The 5,019-nt window shown below is 70.8% G+C and carries 6 protein-coding genes; 3 read left to right on the top strand and 3 right to left on the bottom strand.

What is annotated here, in order from left to right; genetic code table 11:
- The coding region (locus tag AB0J09_RS55990) for an acyl-CoA dehydrogenase family protein (protein WP_360710626.1) at positions 1 to 1,603 on the top strand (1,603 nt) is incomplete at its 5' end.
- Here AB0J09_RS55990 and AB0J09_RS55995 read toward each other — a convergent pair.
- The gene (locus AB0J09_RS55995) at positions 1,604 to 2,257 is read right to left on the bottom strand and encodes a class F sortase (protein WP_360710629.1); all 654 of its coding nucleotides are present in this window, start codon (positions 2,255 to 2,257) and stop codon (positions 1,604 to 1,606) included. It lies immediately after the preceding gene.
- Positions 2,247 to 2,672 carry a hypothetical protein gene (locus AB0J09_RS56000; protein WP_360710632.1) on the bottom strand — a complete coding sequence of 142 codons (426 nt, stop codon included), beginning with the start codon at positions 2,670 to 2,672 and terminating at the stop codon, positions 2,247 to 2,249. Before AB0J09_RS56000 ends, AB0J09_RS55995 begins: the two co-directional genes overlap by 11 nt.
- A 164-nt stretch (positions 2,673 to 2,836) precedes the next feature.
- Between AB0J09_RS56000 and AB0J09_RS56005 the strand changes: the two genes are divergently transcribed.
- Together AB0J09_RS56005 and AB0J09_RS56010 are read left to right on the top strand one after the other, a co-directional pair.
- Positions 2,837 to 3,031, top strand: coding sequence for a hypothetical protein (locus AB0J09_RS56005; RefSeq protein ID WP_345002482.1), 195 nt, complete (start codon positions 2,837 to 2,839; stop codon positions 3,029 to 3,031).
- 6 nt (positions 3,032 to 3,037) lie between these two features.
- Positions 3,038 to 3,847 carry an MBL fold metallo-hydrolase gene (locus AB0J09_RS56010; RefSeq protein ID WP_360710635.1) on the top strand — a complete coding sequence of 270 codons (810 nt, stop codon included), beginning with the start codon at positions 3,038 to 3,040 and terminating at the stop codon, positions 3,845 to 3,847.
- Here the strand turns inward: AB0J09_RS56010 and ligD are convergent.
- Positions 3,844 to 4,845: a non-homologous end-joining DNA ligase gene (gene ligD, locus AB0J09_RS56015; protein WP_360710638.1), complete on the bottom strand. Its 1,002-nt coding sequence runs from the start codon at positions 4,843 to 4,845 to the stop codon at positions 3,844 to 3,846. The two genes, AB0J09_RS56010 and ligD, sit on opposite strands and share 4 nt — an antisense overlap.
- Positions 4,846 to 5,019 lie beyond the last annotated feature (174 nt).

The following is a 5,019-nucleotide window of genomic DNA, read 5'->3' on the forward strand; positions in this document are numbered from 1 at the left end:
CGCCGGCGGCGTGGACCTTGACCGGGCGCTCTGCTCCATCGCCGCACGCGACGTCCCCGCCGACCGGGTGCTGGGCGAGGTGCCGGTACGGGAGATCGCCGCCGTGCTGCTGGGCGCCGACGCGTGCGGCGTGGCGGCGTGGGCCGTGGCGACGGCGGCCGAGTACGCCAAGGTACGCGAGCAGTTCGGGCGGCCGATCGGCCAGTTCCAGGGCGTCAAGCACCGGGTGGCCGCCGCCCTCGTGACGCTCGAACAGGCCCGTGCCGCCGTATGGGACGCCGCCAGGGCCATGGACGACCCCGTGTCGCCCGAGGAGGTCAGGCTGGCGGCGGCGGTGGCCGCGGTGCTGGGACCCGACGCGGCGGTGCGAGGTGCGGCGGACGCGATCCAGGTGCTCGGCGGCATCGGGTACACCTTCGAGCACGACGCGCACCGCTACTACCGCAGGGCACTGTCCGACCGGATGCTGGCCGGCGACCCGGGGCCGTGGGCCGAGGAGGTGGCGGGGCTGGCGGTGGCGAAGACGCGGCGGTCGATGGAGCCGGACCTGCCCGAAGCGGCCACCGCCCTCAGGGACGCCGTCAGGGCGGAGGCCGAGTCGCTGCGGGCCGAGGAGCCGGCGGCCAGGCTGGGAAGGTTCGCCAGGGAAGGGTGGATCATGCCGTACCTGCCCAGGCCATGGGGCAGGGCCGCCTCACCTCTGGAGCAGGTGATCATCCACCAGGAGTTCCGCGACCTGAAACGGCCGAACCTGGGCATCGCGGCCTGGGCGGTCCCCTCCATCGTCCGGTACGGCACGCGCGAGCAGCAGGAGCGCTTCCTGCCGAGGACGTTCACCGGGGAGATCGTGTGGTGCCAGCTGTTCAGCGAGCCCGGCGCGGGCTCCGACCTGGCCGGGCTTGCGACGAAGGCCACGAGGGTGGAGGGCGGCTGGTCGCTCACCGGCCAGAAGATCTGGACGTCCCTCGCGCAGTTCGCCCATTGGGGCATCTGCCTCGCCCGGACTTCTCCCGAAAAATCCAAACACAACGGCATCACGTACTTCCTGGTGGACATGGCGTCCAAGGGAGTCACCGTGAGGCCGCTCAAGGAGATCAACGGCGACGAGGTGTTCAACGAGGTCTTCCTCGACGACGTCTTCGTACCGGACGACCTGGTCGTCGGCGCGGTGGACGAGGGCTGGCGGGTGGCCCGTGACACGCTCTCCCACGAACGTGTCGCGCTCGGCGACTCCTGGGGCCCGGGCTCGCAGCACACCGACATGGCCGAGCTCATCGCGAAGCTGCCCCCGCTCCGCCAGTCGCAACGCGAGCAGGCGGGTCGGCTGTGGGCCGAGGGTCAGGCCATCTCGGCGCTCGGCCTGCGCATCACGCTCTCGCAGCTCTCCGGCAGCGACCCCGCGACCGCCTCCAGCGTGCGCAAGCTGCTCGGCATGCGCCACGCCCAGGCCATCTCGGAGTTCTGCTGGTCGCTGGCGCCGGCGAGCCGCCGCTGGAACCGCACGATCCTCGCCACCCGGGCGTTCACGATCGGCGGCGGCACCACGGAGGTGCAGCTCAACATCATCGCCGAACGCGCGCTCGGCCTGCCCCGCGACCCGTGATCAGCTCTTGGGATAGTACGGCGCCGCCAGGTGCGCGTACACGATCGTGTTGTCACGGTAGCTGTGCGCCTGCTGGTCGAACGTCCCGCCGCAGGTCACCAGCCGCAGCCCCGGATAGGTGAGCTTGGCGTAGACCTTCTTGACCGGGAAGCTCCGCTTCGGCGCGTGCTCGACCTTGTCGACGACGAACACCGCCACCGAGCGGTCGGCGCGCAGCACCTGGACCTGGTCGCCGCGCTTGACGTTCTTGAGGTTGGCGAAGACGGCGGGGCCGCTCCTGGTGTCCAGGTGGCCGGTGATCACGGCGGCGCCGCGCTGGCCGGGCACGGCGCCGTAGCGGTACCAGCCCGCCTGGTTCGGCGGGTCGAACGGCGGGTTCTCGATCGCGCCCTGGGCGTCCAGGCCCAGCTCCATCAGCGGGGCAGCCACGCCGATGGACGGGATGTAGACGGCCGTGGGCTTGGCGGCCTTCATGGGCGCGGCCACCTTGCCGGTCGGCACGCCGGCGACCGATGGCACGGGTCGCGTGGCCGCGACCGGACCCGGCTCCGGCTCGTCGCTGAAGATGCCGCTGACGCCGAGCCCGATCAGCAGCGCCCCTGCCAGCGAGACGACGACTGCCCCGGTCCGGAGCAGCCGCTGCTCAGACGACACCCTTGCGGCGCCGTACCGCGAACCCGGCCAGCCCCGCTCCCGCCAGCAGGGCCGCACCGCCCAGCGTGAACGGCCACACCGGGTCGTCCGGCACGAGACCGCCGCCACCGGTCTCCGGGTGCCCCCTCGGCACCCGATGCTCGTTCTCGCCCGCGGGCCGCCAAGGCTCCGCGGACTCCTCCGGCCCCTGCCAGGAGTCCCTCGGTCCCGGCTCGGCCGAGGGAGGCGGGCTCGACCAGGAGTCGTCGGGCGTGGGCTCGGGCTGCTCGTCGCAGAGCAGCGGCAGCGGAAGGAGGCAGGTGGGCAGCTCGACCGGCAGATCAGGGCCGGAGGATGCGTACGCGGAGGGCGCCGCCAGGGTCACCCCTCCGACCACGAAGGCGGCCACCGCCGCCGCGAGACGTGCTCTTGCCATGAAAAGGCTCCAGACTCGTTTGTCTCCCCCGATGCACAAGAGAGCCTTGCGAATTATTAGATAACGAGTCAAGTAATGTGACCTAAGTGAAACCGGCCAGACACGGAGGGTTTAACCACGCCCCAATGTGGCAGGAAATAACCGCATAAAGGGGGACAAATGACATGAGCAATCCACAGCAGCCCGAGATTCGCAGATCAGGCAAATCGCCCACCGAGTTCAAGTCCGCCCACCTCACGCCCCAGACAAAGCAGGGAGCCAAGCGCTCCGCCCGCCCGCACGGCATGGACAAGGGCGGCAAAGGGGGCGGCAAGGGCGGCGGCGTGCCTCCCGGGCAGCGCCCGCCGTACCCGGGGTGAGAGAAGGTGAAAGGAAGCCTGCAGTTCATCGGCAACGCGACCACGCTGATCCGGTACAATGGCCTCACGCTGCTGACCGATCCCAACTTCCTGCATCAGGGCCAGCGGGCGTACCTGGGCTATGGCCTGTCCACCCGCCGCCTCACCGATCCGGCCGTGGAGATCGAGGACCTGCCACCGCTCGACGGGATAGTGCTGTCGCACCTGCACGGTGACCACTGGGACCGGGTCGCCCGCAAGGGCCTGGACCGCGACACGACGGTCATCACGACCACCGCGGCGGCCCGCCGCCTGCGACGCCGCGGTTTCCGGCGGACCGTGGGGCTGGAGGAATGGCACACGCACGAGCTACGCGGCCCGCACGGCGCGGTGCAGATCACCGCGCTGCCCGCCAAGCACGCGCCAGGCCCCGCCGAGGCGCTGCTGCCGCCCGTCATCGGCACGATGCTGGAGTTCCTCAGCCCGGACGAACGGGTGGAGCTACGCGTCCACGTCAGCGGCGACACGCTGCTCGACCGCCGCCTTGACGCGATCCCGCGCCGCTTCCCCGACATCGACCTGGCACTGGTGCACCTGGGCGGCACCCGGCTGCTCGGCCTCCTGCTCGTCACGATGGACGGCGAGCAGGGCGCGTCGTGGGTGGACCTGATCAACCCGCACGCGGTCGTACCAGTGCATTACGACGACTATGCCGCCTTCAGCTCACCGCTGGACGACTTCCGCCACCACATCGAGCAGAACGGCCTGGCCGATCGGGTGGTCTACCTCAACAGGGGCGAAACCCGTGAGCTCGCCCCGCATCACCTCGTGCGCTAGCCGGCGTTCCTCGCCCGGCTCGGCTGCACGCGCATCGGCTCGCCCGGCATCTTGGGATAGTTGGGCGGGTACGGCATGTCGCCTCGATCGTCCTTGGCGTAGAGCTCCAGCAGCGGCTCGATCGAGTACGCCACGTCGTCGATGGCCGCGTGCACGTCGCCCACCTCGGCGAACCGGGCCGGGACCGTGCGGATGTCGAAGTCCCGCGGGTCGGCGTCCTCCAGCTCGTCCCAGGTCAGCGGGGTCGAGACGGGGGCGTGCGGCTTGGCCCTGATGGAGTATGCGCTGGCCACCGTACGGTCCCGGGCGTTCTGGTTGAAGTCGATGAACACCCGCTCGCCGCGTTCCTCCTTCCACCACGCCGTGGTCACCAGCGCCGGATCCCGCTCCTCGACGGCCCTGGCCAGGGCGATGCCGGCGTGGCGGACCTGGATGAAGTCCCAGCGGGGCTCGATGCGCACGGCGATGTGGACGCCGCGGTTGCCGGACGTCTTCACGAACCCGGTCATCCCGAACTCCTCCAGCACGTCCCTCGTGAGCAGGGCCGCCTTGCGCGCCGTGTCGAAGTCCAGGCCCGGCTGCGGGTCCAGGTCAACACGCAGCTCGTCGGGGTGCTCGACGTCGGAGGCCCGAACCTGCCAGGGGTGGAAGTCGATGGTGCCGAGGTTCGCGCAGTAGGCGATGGCCGCCACCTCGGTGACCCGCAGCGACTGAGCCGTACGGCCGCTCGGGAAGGTCACCGTCACGGACTCGAGCCAGTCGGGGTGCTTGGGCGGCATCCGCTTCTGGTAGATCGCCTCCGTCTGCACGCCGTCGGGGTGGCGCTTGAGGTTGGTCGGCCGGTCCTTGAGCGCCCTCAGCGCGCCCTCGCCGACGCTCACGTAGTACTCGACCAGCTCCCGCTTGGTGGCGCCGATCTCAGGGAAGTAGACCTTGTCGGGGTTGGTGACCTTGACGGTCCGCTCCCCCACCTCGAGCTCTATGTACGGCGATGCCATGCCACCGAACCTACTCTGTGTTGACGGCCTCCGCTCCGCGGAGGCGGGCTCGGTCGCCGGAAGCCGTCGCACGCACGAGGTGGGCCCGTCCCGGAGCCTCCTCGGTGGCGGGACCGAGGGCTCGACGGGACGGGCCGCTAGACCATCCGCCGCCGTTCCGGGCGCTGGCGCGCC

The sequence above is a fragment of the Nonomuraea sp. NPDC049784 genome, assembly GCF_040659615.1.
Classification (GTDB): domain Bacteria; phylum Actinomycetota; class Actinomycetes; order Streptosporangiales; family Streptosporangiaceae; genus Nonomuraea.